General features: G+C 73.9%; 12 protein-coding genes. 3 read left to right on the forward strand and 9 right to left on the reverse strand.

Translation table 11 applies throughout. The features are described from left to right. Window positions 1-112: 112 nt before the first annotated feature. Window positions 113-5,596 (forward strand): pullulanase-type alpha-1,6-glucosidase, encoded by a 5,484-nt coding sequence (gene pulA, locus AC6I72_RS22785; protein ID WP_498003045.1) that lies wholly within the window; start codon window positions 113-115, stop codon window positions 5,594-5,596. Window positions 5,597-5,634: 38 nt separating this feature from the next. After that, window positions 5,635-5,991: a 5-carboxymethyl-2-hydroxymuconate Delta-isomerase gene (locus tag AC6I72_RS22790; RefSeq protein WP_498003046.1), complete on the forward strand. Its 357-nt coding sequence runs from the start codon at window positions 5,635-5,637 to the stop codon at window positions 5,989-5,991. 173 nt (window positions 5,992-6,164) lie between these two features. Here AC6I72_RS22790 and AC6I72_RS22795 read toward each other — a convergent pair whose 3' ends face one another. The 9 genes from AC6I72_RS22795 to AC6I72_RS22835 all read right to left on the reverse strand — a co-directional run bounded on the left by AC6I72_RS22795 (window position 6,165) and on the right by AC6I72_RS22835 (window position 15,555). Continuing rightward, window positions 6,165-6,857: a TetR/AcrR family transcriptional regulator gene (locus AC6I72_RS22795; protein WP_498003048.1), complete on the reverse strand. Its 693-nt coding sequence runs from the start codon at window positions 6,855-6,857 to the stop codon at window positions 6,165-6,167. Between the two features lie 89 nt (window positions 6,858-6,946). Further along, window positions 6,947-8,869 (reverse strand): hypothetical protein, encoded by a 1,923-nt coding sequence (locus AC6I72_RS22800; RefSeq protein WP_498003049.1) that lies wholly within the window; start codon window positions 8,867-8,869, stop codon window positions 6,947-6,949. A gap of 49 nt (window positions 8,870-8,918) precedes the next feature. Further along, window positions 8,919-9,431 (reverse strand): tetratricopeptide repeat protein, encoded by a 513-nt coding sequence (locus AC6I72_RS22805; RefSeq protein ID WP_498003051.1) that lies wholly within the window; start codon window positions 9,429-9,431, stop codon window positions 8,919-8,921. A gap of 102 nt (window positions 9,432-9,533) precedes the next feature. Further along, window positions 9,534-10,187, reverse strand: a complete 654-nt coding sequence (locus tag AC6I72_RS22810; RefSeq protein WP_498003052.1) for a response regulator transcription factor — start codon at window positions 10,185-10,187, stop codon at window positions 9,534-9,536. Beyond that, window positions 10,172-11,458, reverse strand: a complete 1,287-nt coding sequence (locus AC6I72_RS22815) for a sensor histidine kinase (RefSeq protein ID WP_498003053.1) — start codon at window positions 11,456-11,458, stop codon at window positions 10,172-10,174. Before AC6I72_RS22815 ends, AC6I72_RS22810 begins: the two co-directional genes overlap by 16 nt. A 223-nt stretch (window positions 11,459-11,681) precedes the next feature. Beyond that, window positions 11,682-12,692 (reverse strand): NAD-dependent epimerase/dehydratase family protein, encoded by a 1,011-nt coding sequence (locus AC6I72_RS22820; RefSeq protein ID WP_498003055.1) that lies wholly within the window; start codon window positions 12,690-12,692, stop codon window positions 11,682-11,684. Window positions 12,693-12,820: 128 nt separating this feature from the next. Continuing rightward, window positions 12,821-13,456 carry a winged helix-turn-helix domain-containing protein gene (locus AC6I72_RS22825; RefSeq protein WP_498003057.1) on the reverse strand — a complete coding sequence of 212 codons (636 nt, stop codon included), beginning with the start codon at window positions 13,454-13,456 and terminating at the stop codon, window positions 12,821-12,823. Between the two features lie 372 nt (window positions 13,457-13,828). After that, the gene (glnII, locus tag AC6I72_RS22830; protein WP_037855799.1) at window positions 13,829-14,866 is read right to left on the reverse strand and encodes a glutamine synthetase; all 1,038 of its coding nucleotides are present in this window, start codon (window positions 14,864-14,866) and stop codon (window positions 13,829-13,831) included. A 326-nt stretch (window positions 14,867-15,192) separates the two neighbouring features. After that, entirely contained in the window at window positions 15,193-15,555 is a 363-nt protein-coding gene (locus tag AC6I72_RS22835) for an arsenate reductase family protein (RefSeq protein ID WP_037855801.1), read from the reverse strand. Window positions 15,556-15,747: 192 nt separating this feature from the next. Between AC6I72_RS22835 and AC6I72_RS22840 the strand changes: the two genes are divergently transcribed. Further along, a complete protein-coding gene (locus AC6I72_RS22840; RefSeq protein ID WP_498003058.1) occupies window positions 15,748-16,641 on the forward strand; it encodes a polysaccharide deacetylase family protein in 894 nt (297 codons plus the stop codon). The last annotated feature ends 143 nt before the right edge of the window (window positions 16,642-16,784 follow it).

Raw genomic sequence — 16,784 nt, forward strand, 5'->3', positions numbered from 1 at the left:
TTGCTGTAAACGATTCGTCAGGGATACGGTCACGCCCGGCGTCCGGCCACGAAGCCGTACCGCGGCGCGGGCACGGACCCGATCGAGCCGTCATCGCAAGGAGTTCACGCTCGTGATACCCAGATGGCCGGCGCCCCTTCGGCGCCGCTTCCACCAGGGCGGGCAGAGCGGACGGGGCAGACGCGTCGCGGCCCTCGCCGTCGCCGCACTCGCCGCCACCCTCGTCCAGCCGCAGGCCGCCGGGGCCGCCGCGCCCGCCCCGCCCCCCGCGCCGCCCTCCGACGCGCGACTCGCCGCCGTGCCCGCCCGGCACGACGCCACGCGCGAGCAGTTCTACTTCGTCATGCCGGACCGTTTCGCCAACGGGGACCCGTCCAACGACCGGGGCGGACTGACCGGTTCCCGCCTGGCCACCGGCTACGACCCCACCGACAAGGGCTTCTACCAGGGCGGTGACCTCAAGGGCATCACCCAGCGGCTCGACTACATCAAGGGCCTGGGCACCACCGCCATCTGGCTGGCGCCGATCTTCAAGAACCGGCCCGTGCAGGGCACCGGCAGCGCGGCCTCCGCCGGGTACCACGGGTACTGGATCACCGACTTCACCCAGGTCGACCCGCACTTCGGCACCAACGCGGACCTCTCCGCCCTCATCGCCAAGGCGCACGCCAAGGGCATGAAGGTCTTCTTCGACGTCATCACCAACCACACCGCCGACGTCCTCACCACCACGGACGCGTCGCACGCCTACCTGTCCAAGGGCGCCTTCCCGTACCTGACCGAGGACGGCAGGCCCTTCGACGACACCGACTACGCGGACGGCACCAGGAAGTTCCCCGCCGTGGGCACCTCCTCCTTCCCGCACCCCCCGGCCGTCGCCGCCGCCGAGAAGAACCTCAAGGTCCCCTCGTGGCTCAACGACCCGACGATGTACCACAACCGGGGTGACTCCACCTTCGTCGGCGAGAGCGCCCAGTACGGCGACCACACCGGCCTGGACGACCTGTGGACCGAGCGTCCCGAGGTCGTCAGCGGCATGGAGAAGATCTACGAACGCTGGGTGCGCGACTTCGACGTCGACGGCTTCCGCATCGACACCGTCAAACAGGTCGGCATGGAGTTCTGGACCCAGTGGGCCACGGCGCTCGACGCCTACGCCGCCCGGCACGGCCGCAAGAACTTCTTCATGTTCGGCGAGGTCCTCTCCTCCGACGCCTCCGTGACGTCCCCGTACGTCACCCAGGGCCGCCTGGACGCCACCCTCGACTTCCCCTTCCAGGACGCCGCCCGTGCCTACGCCTCCCAGGGCGGCAGCGCGGGCAAGCTCGCGGCCGTCTTCGGTGACGACTACAAGTACACGACCGACAAGGCCAACGCGTACGAGCAGGTCACCTTCCTCGGCAACCACGACATGGGCCGCATCGGGTCCTTCCTGAAGCAGGACGACCCGAAGGCCTCCGACGCCGAACTGCTGCGCAGGGACCGCCTCGCCAACGAGCTGATGTTCCTCAGCCGCGGCAACCCGGTCGTCTACTACGGCGACGAACAGGGCTTCACCGGCGCGGGCGGTGACAAGGACGCCCGCCAGACCATGTTCGCCTCCAAGGTCCCCGACTACCTCGCCGACGACGAGATCGGCACCGACCGCACCCACGCCAGCGACTCCTACGACACCGCCGCGCCCCTGTACCGGCAGATCGCCGACCTGGCCCGGCTCCGCAAGGAGAACCCGGCCCTCACCGACGGCGTCCAGACGGAGCGGTACGCGGCCGACGGTGCCGGCGTCTACGCCATGACCCGCACGGACGCCGGCAGCGGCGCCGAGTACGTCGTCGCCTTCAACAACGCCACCGAGGCGAAGACCGCCACCTTCGCCACCGGCTCGGCCGGCATGACCTACCGGGGCATCTACGGCACCCGCGCCACCGTGACCTCCGACGCGGGCCACCGGGTCACCGTCACCGTCCCGGCCGGATCCGCCGTCGTCCTCAAGGCGGCCGGACGGCTCGACGCGCCCGCCGCGAAGCCCGCCCTCACCCTGACCGCCCCGCCCGCCGGAGCCACCGGCACCGTCGATCTGAACGCCGGCGTCACCGGCGGACAGCTCGACCGGGTCGTCTTCGCCGCCCAGGTCGGCAACGGCCCCTGGAAGGTGCTCGGCTCCGCCGACCACGCCCCGTACAAGGTCACCCAGACCCTCGGCAAGGACGTACCGGCCGGTACCGCGCTGCGCTACAAGGCGGTCGCCGTCGACTCGGCGGGACGCACCGCGAGCGCCACCGCCGCCTCCGCCACCGGCACCCCGCCGCCCCCCGAGGTCCCCACCGCCTTCTCCCGCGACTACGCGGTCGTCCACTACAAGCGCACCGACGGCGACTACGCGGACTGGGGCCTGTACGCCTGGGGCGACCTCGCCGACGGCGAGGCGACCACCTGGCCCGCCACCCACCCCTTCACCGGCCGGGACGCCTACGGCGCCTTCGCCTACGTCAGGCTGAAGCCGGGCGCCTCCAGCGTCGGCTTCCTGGTCATCGACAAGGACGGCGACAAGGACGTCTCCGCCGACCGGACCGTCGACGTCACCAGGACGGGCGAGGTCTGGATCCAGCAGGGCGACGCGACCGTACGGACCGAGCGGCCCACCGCCGACTACCCGGAGCAGGACCGGACCAAGGCCGTCCTCCACTACCACCGCGCCGACGGCGACTACGACGGCTGGGGCCTGCACGTGTGGACCGGCGCCGCACAGCCCACCGACTGGTCGAAGCCCCTCACACCGGTGCGCACCGACGCCTACGGCGCGGTCTTCGAGGTGCCCCTCGCGGACGGGGCCACCAGCCTCAGCTACATCGTCCACAAGGGCGACGAGAAGGACCTGCCCAACGACCGCTCGCTCGACCTCAAGGCCGCCGACGGCCACGAGGTGTGGCTGATCGGCGGCCAGGACGGTGCCCTGCTGCCGCAGCCCGCGGGCAGCGCCACCGCCCTGGACCTGTCCACCTCCAAGGCCGTCTGGATCGACCGTGACACGGTCGCCCTCGACGGCTCGGCCGGTGCCGCCTCCACCCAGCTCCTCTACTCCCGCGACGGCTCGATCACCGTCAAGGACGGGACGCTGACCAGCGACGACGAGCGCTGGCTGCGACTGGGCAAGACGACGCTGAGCGACGCCCAGAAGGCGAAGTTCCCGCACCTGAAGGACTACACCGCCTGGTCCGTCGACCCGCGCGACCGCGGCCGGGTCCGCGAGGCGCTGCGCGGCCAGGTCGTCGCCTCCCAGCGGGCCGCCAACGGGGCCGTGCTCACCGCGACCGGCGTCCAGCTCGCGGGCGTCCTCGACGACGTGTACGGCACCGCCGCGGCCGGGACCCGGCTCGGCCCGGTCTTCCGCCACGGACGGCCCACCCTGAGCGTGTGGGCGCCGACCGCGCAGAGCGTCGCCCTGGAACTGGACGGCAGGACCGTCGCCATGCGCCGCGACGACGCCACCGGCGTGTGGTCCGTGACCGGACCGGCCTCCTGGAAGGGCAGGCCGTACCGGTACGCGGTGAAGGTGTGGGCGCCCAGCGTCCGCGCGATCGTCACCAACAAGGTCACCGACCCCTACTCGCTCGCCCTCACCGCCGACAGCGAGCAGAGCCTCGTCGTCGACCTCGACGACCGCCGGCTCGCCCCGAGCGGCTGGTCGCACCTGGCCAAGCCCAAGGCGGTACCGCTGCGCGACGCGCAGATCCAGGAACTGCACATCCGCGACTTCTCCACCGCCGACAAGACCGTCCCGGCCCGGGACCGGGGCACCTACCTCGCCTTCACCGACCGCTCCGGCGACGGCTCCCGCCACCTGCGCGAGCTGGCGAAGGCGGGCACCTCCTACGTCCACCTGCTGCCGGCCTTCGACATCGCCAACGTGCCGGAGAAGAAGTCCGAGCAGGCCACCCCGGCCTGCGACCCGGCCTCCTACCCGGCCGACTCCGACCAGCAGCAGAAGTGCGTCGCCGCCACCGCCGCGAAGGACGCCTACAACTGGGGCTACGACCCGTACCACTACACGGTTCCGGAGGGCTCCTACGCCACCGACCCGGACGGCACGGCCCGCACGGTCCAGTTCCGGCAGATGGTCCAGGCCCTCAACCAGGACGGGCTCCGGGTCGTCATGGACGTGGTCTACAACCACACCGCGGCCGGCGGCCAGGCCTCCGCCTCCGTCCTGGACAAGGTGGTGCCCGGCTACTACCAGCGGCTGCTGGCCGACGGCTCGGTGGCCAACAGCACCTGCTGCGCGAACACCGCGCCCGAGAACACCATGATGGGCAAGCTCGTCGTCGACTCGGTCGTCACCTGGGCCAAGGAGTACAAGGTCGACGGCTTCCGCTTCGACCTCATGGGCCACCACCCCAAGGCCAACATCCTCGCGGTCAGGAAGGCACTGGACGCCCTCACGCCCGAGAAGGACGGCGTGGACGGCAAGAAGATCATCCTCTACGGCGAGGGCTGGAACTTCGGCGAGGTCGCCGACGACGCCCGGTTCGTGCAGGCCACGCAGAAGAACATGGCCGGCACCGGCATCGCCACCTTCTCCGACCGGGCCCGTGACGCGGTGCGCGGCGGCAGCCCCTTCGACGCCGACCCCGGCGTCCAGGGCTTCGCCTCCGGCCTGTACACCGACCCCAACTCCTCCACGGCCAACGGCACCGAGGCCGAGCAGAAGGCGCGCCTGCTGCACTACCAGGACCTGATCAAGGTCGGTCTGAGCGGCAGCCTCGCCACGTACCGCTTCACGGACTCCGGCGGCAAGGAGGTCACCGGCGCGCAGATCGACTACAACGGCGCGCCCGCGGGTTACGCGGCCGCCCCCGGCGACGCCGTCGCCTACGCCGACGCCCACGACAACGAGACGCTGTTCGACACCCTCGCCTACAAACTGTCGAAGGACACCTCCGCCGCCGACCGCGCCCGGATGCAGGTCCTGGCGATGGCGACGGCCGCCCTCTCGCAGGGACCCGCGCTCTCCCAGGCCGGCACCGACCTGCTGCGCTCCAAGTCGCTGGACCGCGACTCCTTCGACAGCGGTGACTGGTTCAACGCCGTCCACTGGAACTGCGCGGACGGCAACGGCTTCGGCCGCGGCCTGCCGATGGCGGCCGGCAACCAGGCCAAGTGGCCCTACGCCAAGCCGCTGCTGACCTCCGTCAAGGTCGGCTGCCCGCAGATCCGGGGCGCCTCGGCCGCCTACCAGGACCTGCTGCGGATCCGTACGGGCGAGAGCGCCTTCTCCCTCGCCACGGCGGGCCAGGTGCAGTCCCGGCTCTCCTTCCCGCTCTCCGGCAAGGAGGAGACGCCCGGCGTGATCACCATGCGGCTCGGCCACCTGGTCGTGGTCTTCAACGCCACCCCGCAGCGGCAGGACCAGCGGATCTCCGCCCTGGCCGGCGCCCCCTACCACCTGCACCCGGTGCAGGCACGGGGCACGGACCCGGTGGTGAAGACCTCGTCCTACGCCCCGTCGACCGGCACGTTCACCGTGCCGGCCCGCACGGTCGCGGTCTTCACCGACCAGGGCCTAGCGGCTCGGCACGACCCGGACGCGAGGCCCTAGGGTGACCCCGTCACCGTAGAAGCAGAACAGGAGTGCTCATGCCGCAGATCACCGTCGACTACTCCGAGCAGTTGGCGGAGGCCTTCGACCGGCGTGCCTTCGCGCGGGACGTGCACGCACGCACCGTCGAGATCGCGGACGCCAGGCCCCAGGCCTGCAAGACGCAGTTCCGGCGCACCGAGGACACCACCGTCGGCCCGGACACCGAGGGACACGCGATCGTGCACGTGACCGTCGGGCTGCTGGCCGGGCGCACGGAGGAGACCAAGGCGCGCCTGGCCGAGGCGGTGCTCGACGCGGTGCGCGCCCACGTGAAACCGGCCGCGGATCTGGCCCTGCACGCCTCGGCCGAGATCCGCGACCTGGAAGCCTCGTACCGCAAGTTCGACAACTAGGACCTGTCGTCACGTTCCCGCCTGCCTCGCGACGCCATGCACGCACTCTCGCCGCACCGGGCCCAGACCCGAGTACGTCCAGTACGAGGGTCAGGGCCCGGCACGCCGAGAGCACGCACCTGACGCCGCGAGGCCCGCCCTCCGGGCGGACGACGGGAATGTGACGACAGGACCTAGGGCGCAGCCAGTTCCAGGAGCCGGCCGAGCAGGTCCCCGAAGGGGCCGTCGGCCGGCTCCGCCGTGAAGACGCCGCGCAGCAGCGCGGCCAGCTCCCCGTCGTGGGCGGCGGCGACGGCCATGAGCGCGGCGAAGTCGTGCACCAGCTGGACCTCCAGCTCCGCGCGCGGGATGCGGCGCCCGTCCAGCCAGATCAGCGCCGTCGACTCCGCCAGCGAGATCCAGGAACGCACCACCAGCTCCAGCCGCGCGGGCGGCACCTGGACGTCGAGGTGGGCGAGGATCTGGTCGTAGGCGGTCTGCCGTACGGCGTCGATGAGGGCGTCGGCCGTGCTCGAACCGACCGCCGGGCCGCCGCGCATCAGGGCCGAGAAGCCGGGCCCGTGCTCGTCCACGAAGTCGAAGAAGCGGCGCATCACGCGCAGCAGCCGCGCGCCCAGCGGCCCCTCGCGCGGTTCCGTGAACCGGCCGGCCAGATCGTCGACGGCGCGCTGCAACGCGGCCTCGTACAGGCTGATCTTGCCGGGGAAGTAGTGGTAGACCAGCGGGCGCGATATGCCCGCCGCGGACGCTATCTCGTCGATGGAGACGTCCTCGGGGGAGCGCCGGCTGAACAGTTCGAGGGCGACGCCGATCAACTGCTGCCGTCGCTCCTCGACTCCCATCCTGCGGCGCACCCCGGTAGTCATGAACCCACCCTACCGATCGGATCCGGCCGCGAACGATCAGGACCGGACGAGGTGTTCGTCCCGGTGGACAGGGGTCCTCCTTCCCGGGCCTAATGCAGAGCCTCCAGCGAGCCGCCGTCCTCCAGCGTGCCCTTCAGCTGCGCCCGGGCGCCCTGCCGGGCCCGGGCGGTGAGCAGGTTGCCCCGGGCGGTCGCGGCGACCCCGCCCGTCGCGGTGACCGAGGCTGTGTCCTTGCCGCCGGCCGCGAGCAGGTACCAGGTGCCGGCCCGCGACTTCCACAGCACCCCGGCCAGGACGTGCGGATCACGGGCGCCGCACGCCGGCACGTCCTCGGCCTTGGCGGTCACCGCCCCGTACGTCGCGCCGGGCACGCGGACCTGGGCGAGCACCCGCGGGCCGGCACCCCGCCAGGTCTCGGCCCGGGTGCACACCCACGCGGCCGTGCCGTTCGCCCCGGGCAGCGGCTGCTCGGCGAACTGCCAGGCGTTGACCGACCGCACGCCCTGCCCGCGCACCGCACCCAGTGAACAGGCGAACGGTGCCCAGGTGCGCAGGGCCGCCGTGCTCGCGGCCCCGTGCGGGGCGGCCGGCCGGCCCGTGGTGAGGCGGGCGGGCACCAGCTCGCCCAGGTCGCTCAGCACCTGCGAACCGCCGTCGCCGGTCAGCTGGAGCACCCGCCACGACGTGCAGGCCCCGGTCTGCTGCGCCGCGCCGGCCAGCGGCCCGGTCACCCCGTCCGCCGACAGGCCCAGGTCCAGCGCGGCCGACGCGGGCTTCAGCAGATCGCGCTGGGCCGCCCTGCGGACCCAGGGCGCCGTCAGGTAGCGGACGTTGCCGTCGGAGCGGGCCAGCACCACCGCGGACGCCTCCGCGCCGCTCGCCCCGTCGGCGCGGGCGAAGTCGAGGGCCGCCCCGGCCGTGGAGTCCTCGGGCTCCGCGTAACGGACGACGCGCAGGCCGTCGTAGAGGATCACCACGTGCGCGGCGTCGACGTCCCCGGCGTACAGGAGCTGCGGCGGTCCGGCGGGGGCGCCGGACGCGGTGCCGGGCGTGGCCGAGACCCGGACGGAGCCGCCGGGGCGGGCCCAGACGGCCAGCGCCCGGCGCAGCAGGGCCGTGTCCCCGGTCAGGTTCCCGCGCGCCGGCCACACGGAGAAGTCCAGCCGGCTGGAGGTCCGCCAGGTGGCCGGTGCGACCCTGGTCAGCCGGCCCGGGTCCAGGGCCGCCTCGGCGGACGGGTTCTGCGCGTAGGCGGGGGCGGCGGCGCCGTCCGGGCCCCAGCCCCCGCCGGGAAGCGCGACCAGCGCGCCGCACACGGCGAGCGCCGCGGCGGCGGCGAGCGCGGCCCTGGTGTGCTGCCTGCGCCGCACCAGGTCGGTGGGGCGTGCCTGCAGTGAGCACGGGTCGAACTCGGGGGACTCCAGCAGCGCGTGGTGGGCGGGCACCCGGTCCGCCTGGCGCAGCGCGGCCCCCGGATCGGCCACGCCCGCGGCCGACAGCACCTCGCGCACGGCGGTGTCCGGCAGCCGCTCCAGGCCGCGCAGGACGTAGGCCGCGCGGGCCGGACCGGTCAGGGACGACAACTGCTGGTCGAGCAGGAGTTCGTCGGCTCCTCCCGAGCGCGGGAAGAGGCGCAGACCCCACACCTGCGGCAGCAGCGGCGGCAGCGGGCGGCGCCGGGGCCACCGGCCGCGCCCGGCCGCCCGGCCCGCCTCCAGGGCCGTACGGAGCACCTGGAGGCGCAGGTAGGTGTAGCCGAGGTCGCCGTCGCGGCCGGTGGACTGCGCCGGGATCGCGGGCGCGCAGGAGCGGCCCCGGGGCAGCGCGCGCTGCACGAGGGAGTGTGCGAGCAGGACACGCCGGCCGCGTCCCCGGCCGGACGGCAGCACCAGGTAGGCGAGCCGGACCAGCCGGGGGTAGTGCTCGACGAGGGCGGCTTCGGCCTGTTCGACGCCGACGGCGGACCGGGAGGCGGACGAGGGGCGGCGCGGGGCGACATCCTGTGACTGCACGTTCAGCAGAACGAGCGGACCGGCGGTTGGTCACCGCCGCCCGGTGGGCTCAGGCGTGCCGCCCGTCGTCCGGATCCACCAGGAGGCGCGCGTAGTTGGCCATGGACCGCTGGTAGCGGGGCAGGTGGGGCGCGAGGGCGCCCAGCACGAGGGACAGGCCCTCGCGGTCGCGGCCCAGGCTCGACAGGCACAGCGCGAGGCACGCCCGTACCGCGTCGTCCAACTCGTCCGAGGGCGCGTCCAGCTCGGGGGTGAGCAGCTTGACGCCCTCCTCCGGCTGCCCCAGGTTCCGCAGCGAGCTGGCCAGCTGGATCTTCGCGCGGCGGCCCCGGTAGCCGTCCAGCCCGCGCGCCAGGGCCTCCCGGTACAGCGGCACGGCCCGGTCCGGGTGGCCGGTGGAGTCCCAGGCACTGGCCTGTTCGAACGGTCCGACCGGGCTGTCGCCGGGCAGTTCCGCGACGAGCGCGTCGAGCTGCGCACGGAAGGCGGGGGCCCCGCTCTCGGGGAGGTCGCCGATGCGGGCCCAGACGGCGGCCACGCGGTCTTCCCAGTCCTGGTTCATCGGCCCACTTTCGCACATGTGTGCCTGGCGGGCCGGGGATTCGAGCGGGACGCGGCCTCCGGCCCGTGAACCGCCGTGCGCCCCAGGCGGACCGGGGCGGTGTCAGCGGTCGCGGTCGAGGTGGGCGAGGACGGCCAGCACGCGCCGGTTGTCGTCGTCGGAGACCTCCAGGCCGAGCTTGGCGAAGATGTTCGAGGTGTGCTTGGCGACGGCCCGTTCGGTGACGACGAGCTGGGCGGCGATCGCCGTGTTCGAACGTCCCTGCGCCATCAGCTCCAGCACCTCCAGCTCACGCGGCGTCAGCCGGGACAGCCGCCGGTCCGGGCCCGCACGCCGGGCCAGCAACTGCTGGATGACCTGCGGGTCCATGGCCGTACCGCCCGTGGCGACCCGGCGCACCGCGTCCACGAACTGCGCCGCGTCGAACACCCGGTCCTTGAGCAGGTAGCCCACCGCGCCGGCGCCGTCGGCCAGCAGCTCGCGCGCGTACAGCTGTTCCACGTGCTGGGAGAGGACCAGCACCGGCAGTCCGGGCCGCTCCCGCCGGGCCGTGAGCGCGCACTGCAGCCCCTCGTCGGTGTGCGTGGGCGGCAGGCGTACGTCGACCACCGCGACGTCCGGCTCCAGTTCGCTCAGCGCGCGGGCCAGCTCGGGGCCGGACCCGACGGCCGCCGCGATCTCGAAGTCATGGGCCTGAAGGAGCCTGACCAGCCCGTCACGCAGCAGGAACAGGTCTTCGGCTAGGACAACGCGCACGGGATCTCCATGGTGACCATGGTGGGGCCGCCCGCGGGACTGCTGACGGCCAGGACGCCGTCGAATGTACCCAGCCGCCGCTCGACACCGGCCAGTCCCGAACCGGCCCCGACGACCGCGCCCCCCTTGCCGTTGTCGGTGACCGTGAGGCGCAGCATGCCGTCGCCGTGGTGCAGGTCGATCCACACGCGCTGCGCGCCGGCGTGCTTGACGGCGTTGGTGAGCACCTCGCTGACCGCGAAGTACGCCGCCGACTCCACCGGGGCGTCGGCCCGGCCCGCCAGGTCGACCGTCACCTCCGTGCCGACGGGCATCCGCAGCGCCAGCGCACGGACCGCGTCGCCCAGACCGCGCTCGGCGAGCACCGGCGGGTGGATGCCGCGCACCAGGTCCCGCAGTTCGGCCAGGGCGTCGGCGGAGTTCTTCCGGGCCTGTGCCAGCAGTTCCTTGGCCCGCTGCGGATCGCGGTCGACGAGCGTCTCCACGGTGCCCAGGTCCATGCCCATCGCGATCAGCCGGGCCTGCGCGCCGTCGTGCAGGTCCCGTTCGATGCGCCGCAGTTCGGCGGCGGAGGTGTCGACGGCGTCGCGGCGGGTCTCGGTGAGCACCCGCACCCGCTCGGCCAGCTCACCGCCGCCGCCGAGCAGGGCCCGGGTGAGCCGGAAGTGCCCCTGGAGCAGGAGCGGGGCGAGGTACCAGGCGGCCACCAGGAGGGCGGCCCCGAGGGCGGCCGCGCCGAGGGCGGAGGCCTGCCCCGAGACCGGCACGAACGCGTACCAGTACCCGACGTGGGTCCCGTCGGTGACCGCCCGCCACAGCCCCGCCGCCAGCGCGAACCCCTCCAGCGGGTAGAGCACCAGGACGGCGGGCAGCAGCGCGGTCACGAACCCGGCCGTCATGTCGGCCGGCAGCCAGCGCAGGTCCCGCCAGGTCGCCGGGTCGCCGAGCATGGCGGTGGTGCGCCGCCACGGGCCGGCGCCCTCGGGCAGCGGGCGGTAGGCGCGCGGTATCCGTACGCCGGCCCACTCGGCGGCCCTCACCCGCCGCCGGTCGGCGAACGTCCGTACGGCGTCGAGCACCGGCGGTGTGGTGAGGACGCCCACGCCGAGCGGGACCAGGGCGATCGACAGGACCGCCGACACGAACAGCGTGAGCGATCCGGCGAGCGAGCCGACCGCGAGGACGAGTCCCCGCAGCCCCGCCGTGACGACCGCCCGCACCCGCCCGGCCGTGTCCCGGCCGCCCCCGCTGTTCCCGCTCTTCGTCTCCATGCCCGTCAGTCTGGCCCGCTCCCTGGGCCCCCGTCACGGGGCCGGCCCCCCGCACCGGGAGTGTCGCCGGCACCACCCCCGGGACCCGGCGGACGGCAGAGGCCCGCTGCCCGGGGGCGGGCGGTACCGGCGGCACCTGTCTCGCTGCCGGGGCGGGCGGTACCGGCGGAACCCGCCCCCCGCTGCAGGGGCGGGCGCGGCACCGGCGGGGCCTGCCGCCGAGCTACGGCTGCTCCAGGCCCAGGACCTTCGCCTCCACCGCCGGGTCGAGGCCGACCGGGGGGAGGTCCGGGCGCCGCGGCGCGGTGCCGCCGACGGAGCGCAGCCACTCCCAGGTGTCGGCGACCGTCTCGGCGACCGGGCGGCAGCGCAGCCCCGTCGCGACGGCGCGGGAGACGTCGGCGGCGTGCAGGGCGTCGTGCATGTCGCTGCCCGGGGGCACCCACACCGGGAGCTGGGTCCACGGCTCGATGCCCGCGCCGAGGACGGTGCCGGGGTCCGTCCACCGCAGCTCCGCGCCGGCGCCGGTCACCTCCGCGCAGGCCTCCAGCAGCGAGCCCATGGTGGCGTGCCCCTGCGGGCTCATCAGGTTGTACGGCCCGCTCAGCTCCTGCTCCACCGCCCCGAGGATCCACCCGGCGAGGTCGCGCACGTCGACGTACTGCAACGGCAGGTCGCGCGGGCCGGGCGCCAGCACGGGACCGCCCCGGGCGATCCGGCCGAGCCACCAGGGCAGCCGGCGCATGTTCTCGTACGGCCCGAGGATCAGTCCCGAGCGCACCAGTACCGCGCGGTCGTCCCCGAACGCGCCGGCCGCCGCCAGCTCGCCGCCCAGCTTGTCCCGGGCGTAGTCGGTGGCGTCCGCGTCCGCGGCGGCGCCCTCCACCAGGGGCGCGTCCTCGGTGAACCCGGCGGGCGGCGCCCAGGCGTACACCGAGCACGTCGACACGTACACGTACCGCCCGGCGCGCCCCCGCAGCAGCCGCGCCGCGTCGTGGACCGGGCGGGGCGCGGCCGACCAGGTGTCGACGACCGCGTCCCACTCGCCGTCGTCGGCGGCGAGGGCGGCCAGTCCGTCGGGCGCGGTGCGGTCGCCGCGCAGCGCCCGCACCCCGGGGACCGGGTCCGGCAGCCGTCCCCGGTTCAGGACCGTCACCTCCCAGCCGCGCCCGGCCGCCGCCTCGACGACGGCCCGCCCCGCGAAATCCGAACCACCCAGCACCAGAAGTCTCATACCGGTGACTGTGCCCGGCCCGGACCCGGGAGGGAACGGGCCTCTGCTGTCGGCAGAGCGGCGGCCCGGCACGCGGGTCAACGGCCGGTCAGGGGCGGCGGCGGGTCAGGGCCGACGGCCGGTCAGGTTCAACGGCCCGTCGGCGGCACGTACTTGTAGCCGACCCGGCGCACCGTCCGGATGGCGCCCCGGTGTTCGGCACCGAGCTTGCGGCGCAGCCGGGCCACGTGGACGTCCACGGTGCGGCCGTCGCCGACGTGGCCGTAGCCCCAGACCGTGGTGACGAGCTGGTCCCGGGTGTGCACGCGGTGCGGGTGCGCCACGAGGTGCGCCAGCAGCTCGAACTCCAGGTAGGTCAGGTCGAGTTCGCGCCCGTCGACGCGGGCGACGCGCCGTACCGGGTCGACCCGGACGAGCGGGTCGCCGCCGCCGGTGCCGGCCTCGGCGGCCGCCGCGTCCGGTGCGGTGCCGGGGGCCGGCAGGGCCTGCGGCCGGCCCGGCACGGCCACCGGGGCGAACGGCGGCTGCTGGTCGGCCGGGACGAGCACCAGGTAGCCGACCATCGGCGGCCGGCCGGGCAGGGAGGGCAGCGCGTGCGGCGGGGCCGGCAGCCAGGTGGCGCCCGGCGGCAGGAAGTCCGCCGGCTCCACGACCTCGTCCCGGTCCACGGCCCGCAGCCGGTGCCGGGCTGCGGGGGGTGCGGGGGAGGGGGAGGCCGGAGCGGCGGGGAGGGCTGCGGTGGTCAGGGAACGAGTGGTCGCCATGAGAGGTCAGCTCTTTCGCGCGAGGAGTTCGTCGGACGAGGCGGCGGCCGCGAGTTCGTGGTCGGGCGCGCCGGGGGACGTACGTCGTTCCGCGCTGGCCGAAGGCCGGGGTGTACGGCTTTAGAGGGCCCGCGCGTTCGTCGCGCGGCAACACACCCGGTCGAAGTCGTGGTGCTGACGGGAAGGCCAGAACGGCTCGAGGTCATGGCGACCCGTCGCGGTGTGCTTCTGGAAGCTGGCCATGTGTCCATTGAAGCAGACACCGCGCCCGGACAGGACCCTCCTCTCACAGCGTGGACGGTTCCCGGACGGCCGCGAGGGCGCCCACCCGGCGGTGGGCGCCCTCGCGGGAGCGTGCGGTCCGGACCCGGCTCAGACCTGGCCGGCCTTCTCCAGCGCCGTGCAGCAGGTGTCGACGAGCAGCCGCGTCACGACGTACGGGTCGACGTTGGCGTTGGGGCGGCGGTCCTCGATGTAGCCCTTGCCGTCCTTCTCGACCTGCCAGGGGATGCGGACCGAGGCGCCGCGGTCCGAGACGCCGTAGGAGTACTTGTCCCAAGGGGCGGTCTCGTGCAGGCCGGTGAGGCGGTCGTCGATGCCCGCGCCGTAGTTCTTGACGTGGTCCAGCGGCTTGGAACCCTCGCCGAGCGACTCGCACGCGGTGATGATCGCGTCATACCCTCCCGGGCCCTCGCGCATGGCCCTGGTGGAGAAGTTGGTGTGCGCGCCGGCGCCGTTCCAGTCGCCCTTGACCGGCTTGGGGTCGAGGGTGGCGGAGACACCGAAGTCCTCGGCCGTGCGGTAGAGCAGCCAGCGCGCCACCCACAGCTGGTCGGCGGCCTGGAGCGGGGCGAGCGGGCCGACCTGGAACTCCCACTGGCCCGGCATGACCTCGGCGTTGATGCCGGAGATGCCCAGGCCCGCCTTCAGGCAGTTGTCCAGATGGGCCTCGACGATCTCGCGGCCGAAGATCTCGTCGGCGCCGACACCGCAGTAGTAGCCGCCCTGCGGGGCCGGGAAGCCGTTCTCCGGGAAGCCGAGCGGGCGGGCACCGCTGAAGAAGGTGTACTCCTGCTCGATGCCGAAGACCGGCTCCTGCGCGGCGAACCGCTCGGCCGTCCCGGCGAGCGCGGCCCGGGTGTTGGACGCGTGCGGGGTGAGGTCGATGTCGAGGACCTCGCACAGGACGAGGACGTCGTCGCCGCCCCGGATCGGGTCCGGGCAGGAGAAGACCGGCTTGAGCACGCAGTCGGAGGAGTGCCCCTCGGCCTGGTTGGTGGAGGAACCGTCGAAGCCCCACAGGGGCAGCGCGGCACCCTTGGCGTCGTCGCCGAGGATCTTCGTCTTGGAACGCAGCTTGGCCGTCGGCTCGGTGCCGTCGATCCAGATGTACTCGGCCTTGAAGCTCACGGGCCCTCATCCTTCGGGGTGTCACGGGCGCACTCGCGGGCGCGGTGGTACGGCCGGCGGCGCTGCGGCACTCGGGCGCCGCGGTGGATGACCGCAGCCTGGCAACGGCCGGTTTCCCGGCCGTTGCCCGAGTGTGAACCCCGCGTTACCGGTGTGACCGGCGGGCGACCGGCCACCGCCGTGCCCGGCCCCGTGCCCCCACTGCCCGCTCTCCGTGCCTCCGGCTGCCCGCTCCCCGTGCCCGGCCCCAGGCCCCCGCTGTCCGCTCCCCGTGCCCCGCCGCGCGCTGCCGCGCCTCCCGTTCCCGGTGGCGGGGGAGGGGCGGCTCAGCCGCGGCCGAGCGCGTCCCGGACGGCCTCCTCCGTCCGGGCCACCAGCGCCGTGCCGTCGTCGGCCGTGATGATCGGGCGCTGGATCAGCTTCGGATGCGCGGCGAGCGCGCCGATCCAGCGGTCGCGCGCCGCGGCGTCCCGCGGCCACTCCCGCAGTCCCAGCTCCTTCGCGTCGGCCTCCTGGGTGCGGGTGATGTCCCACGGTTCGAGACCGAGCCGGTCGAGCACCGCCCGGATCTCGTCCTCGGTCGGTACGTCCTCCAGGTAGCGGCGCACGGTGTACTCGGCGCCCTCGGCGTCGAGCAGGCCGATCGCGCTGCGGCACTTCGAGCAGGCCGGGTTGATCCAGATCTCCATACGGCCACGGTAGCCGCGGCACCCCGCCCCGCGGGACGCGCCCGCACGCGCGGCCCGCGGACGCGCACCGGTCACACCGGCCGGGACGCGCACCAGTCACACCGGCCGGGACGGCACCGAACGCGCGTGCGACACGTCTTCAGGGGTGCCAGTACGGCACGTCCTTACGCACTTCAGAGGGAGAACGGCGCGGTGAAGCGGCACACCAGGAGGAGCAGGTTCTACGGAGCGCTGGCGGGCACGGCCGCCCTGGCGCTGGCGGCCGGCGGCTGCGGCACGGGCGGCGGCGGGGACACGGGTGCACGGCCCGGCGACGGCGCCGGGTCCACCACCTCGGCGCGGCGCCCCGCGCCCCCGACGGGCTCCGGCGGCGACGCGGCCGGCGTCTCCGCCGCCGCCTGGCACAAATGGGGGCTCGAGCCCCTGCCCGCCGCCCCGCGGCCGCCGGCCGACAAGCCCGTCAAACTCTCCGCACACGGAACCGTCCCGGTCCTCACCCACATACCGACCGAGCAGAAGATCGTCTTCGTCACCCTCGACGACGGGCAGGAGAAGGACCCCGCGTTCATCCGGATGATGCGGGACCTGAAGGTACCGGTCACGATGTTCCTGATGAACGACGCGGTGAAGTCCGACTACGCGTACTTCAAGCCGCTGCAGGAGATGGGCAACCACATCCAGAACCACACCCTGCACCACCCGGTCATGAACACCCTCCCGCTCTCCCGCCAGAAGCAGGAGATCTGCGGCGACCAGGAGATCCTCACCCGGAAGTACGGCACCGCGCCGCTGCTGTTCCGGCCGCCCTACGGCGCGTACAACGCCGACACCAAGGCCGCGGTGGGCGCCTGCGGACCCCGGGCGATCGTGTGGTGGCGGGAGTCCATGCAGATCCGCAACATGCAGTACCAGACCGCGGACAAGAAGCTGCGCCCCGGCGACATCATCCTGGCCCACTTCCGCGGGCCGAGCGAACTCAAGGGCACCAGCATGACGAAGATGTTCGCCAACCTGCTCAGGCGCATCCAGGAGCAGGGGTTCGCCGTGGCCCGGCTGGAGGACTACGTCCAGCCGCCCGCCCGGTGACGTGCTGTTCGATTTTCTTCCGCCCCGCCCGCCCCGTCCGAACCAGTGCTGACGGGTCGCCAATTCTGCGGCTCACCTGGGGATTTCCGTATCGCTGCGACCCTCCCGTTGTCAGTGCCCGGCAGTAGAATGGAGGCAGTGTT

Source organism: Streptomyces sp. Xyl84 (genome assembly GCF_059731885.1).

Excerpts from the sequence above, each read along its gene's own strand:
- AC6I72_RS22790 (WP_498003046.1), top strand. The coding sequence starts at position 5,635 with ATGCCGCAGATCACCGTCGACTACTCCGAGCAGTTGGCGGAGGCCTTC.
- AC6I72_RS22795 (WP_498003048.1), bottom strand. The coding sequence starts at position 6,857 with ATGACTACCGGGGTGCGCCGCAGGATGGGAGTCGAGGAGCGACGGCAG.
- AC6I72_RS22805 (WP_498003051.1), bottom strand. The coding sequence starts at position 9,431 with ATGAACCAGGACTGGGAAGACCGCGTGGCCGCCGTCTGGGCCCGCATC.
- AC6I72_RS22815 (WP_498003053.1), bottom strand. The coding sequence starts at position 11,458 with ATGGAGACGAAGAGCGGGAACAGCGGGGGCGGCCGGGACACGGCCGGG.
- AC6I72_RS22820 (WP_498003055.1), bottom strand. The coding sequence starts at position 12,692 with ATGAGACTTCTGGTGCTGGGTGGTTCGGATTTCGCGGGGCGGGCCGTC.
- AC6I72_RS22825 (WP_498003057.1), bottom strand. The coding sequence starts at position 13,456 with ATGGCGACCACTCGTTCCCTGACCACCGCAGCCCTCCCCGCCGCTCCG.
- AC6I72_RS22835 (WP_037855801.1), bottom strand. The coding sequence starts at position 15,555 with ATGGAGATCTGGATCAACCCGGCCTGCTCGAAGTGCCGCAGCGCGATC.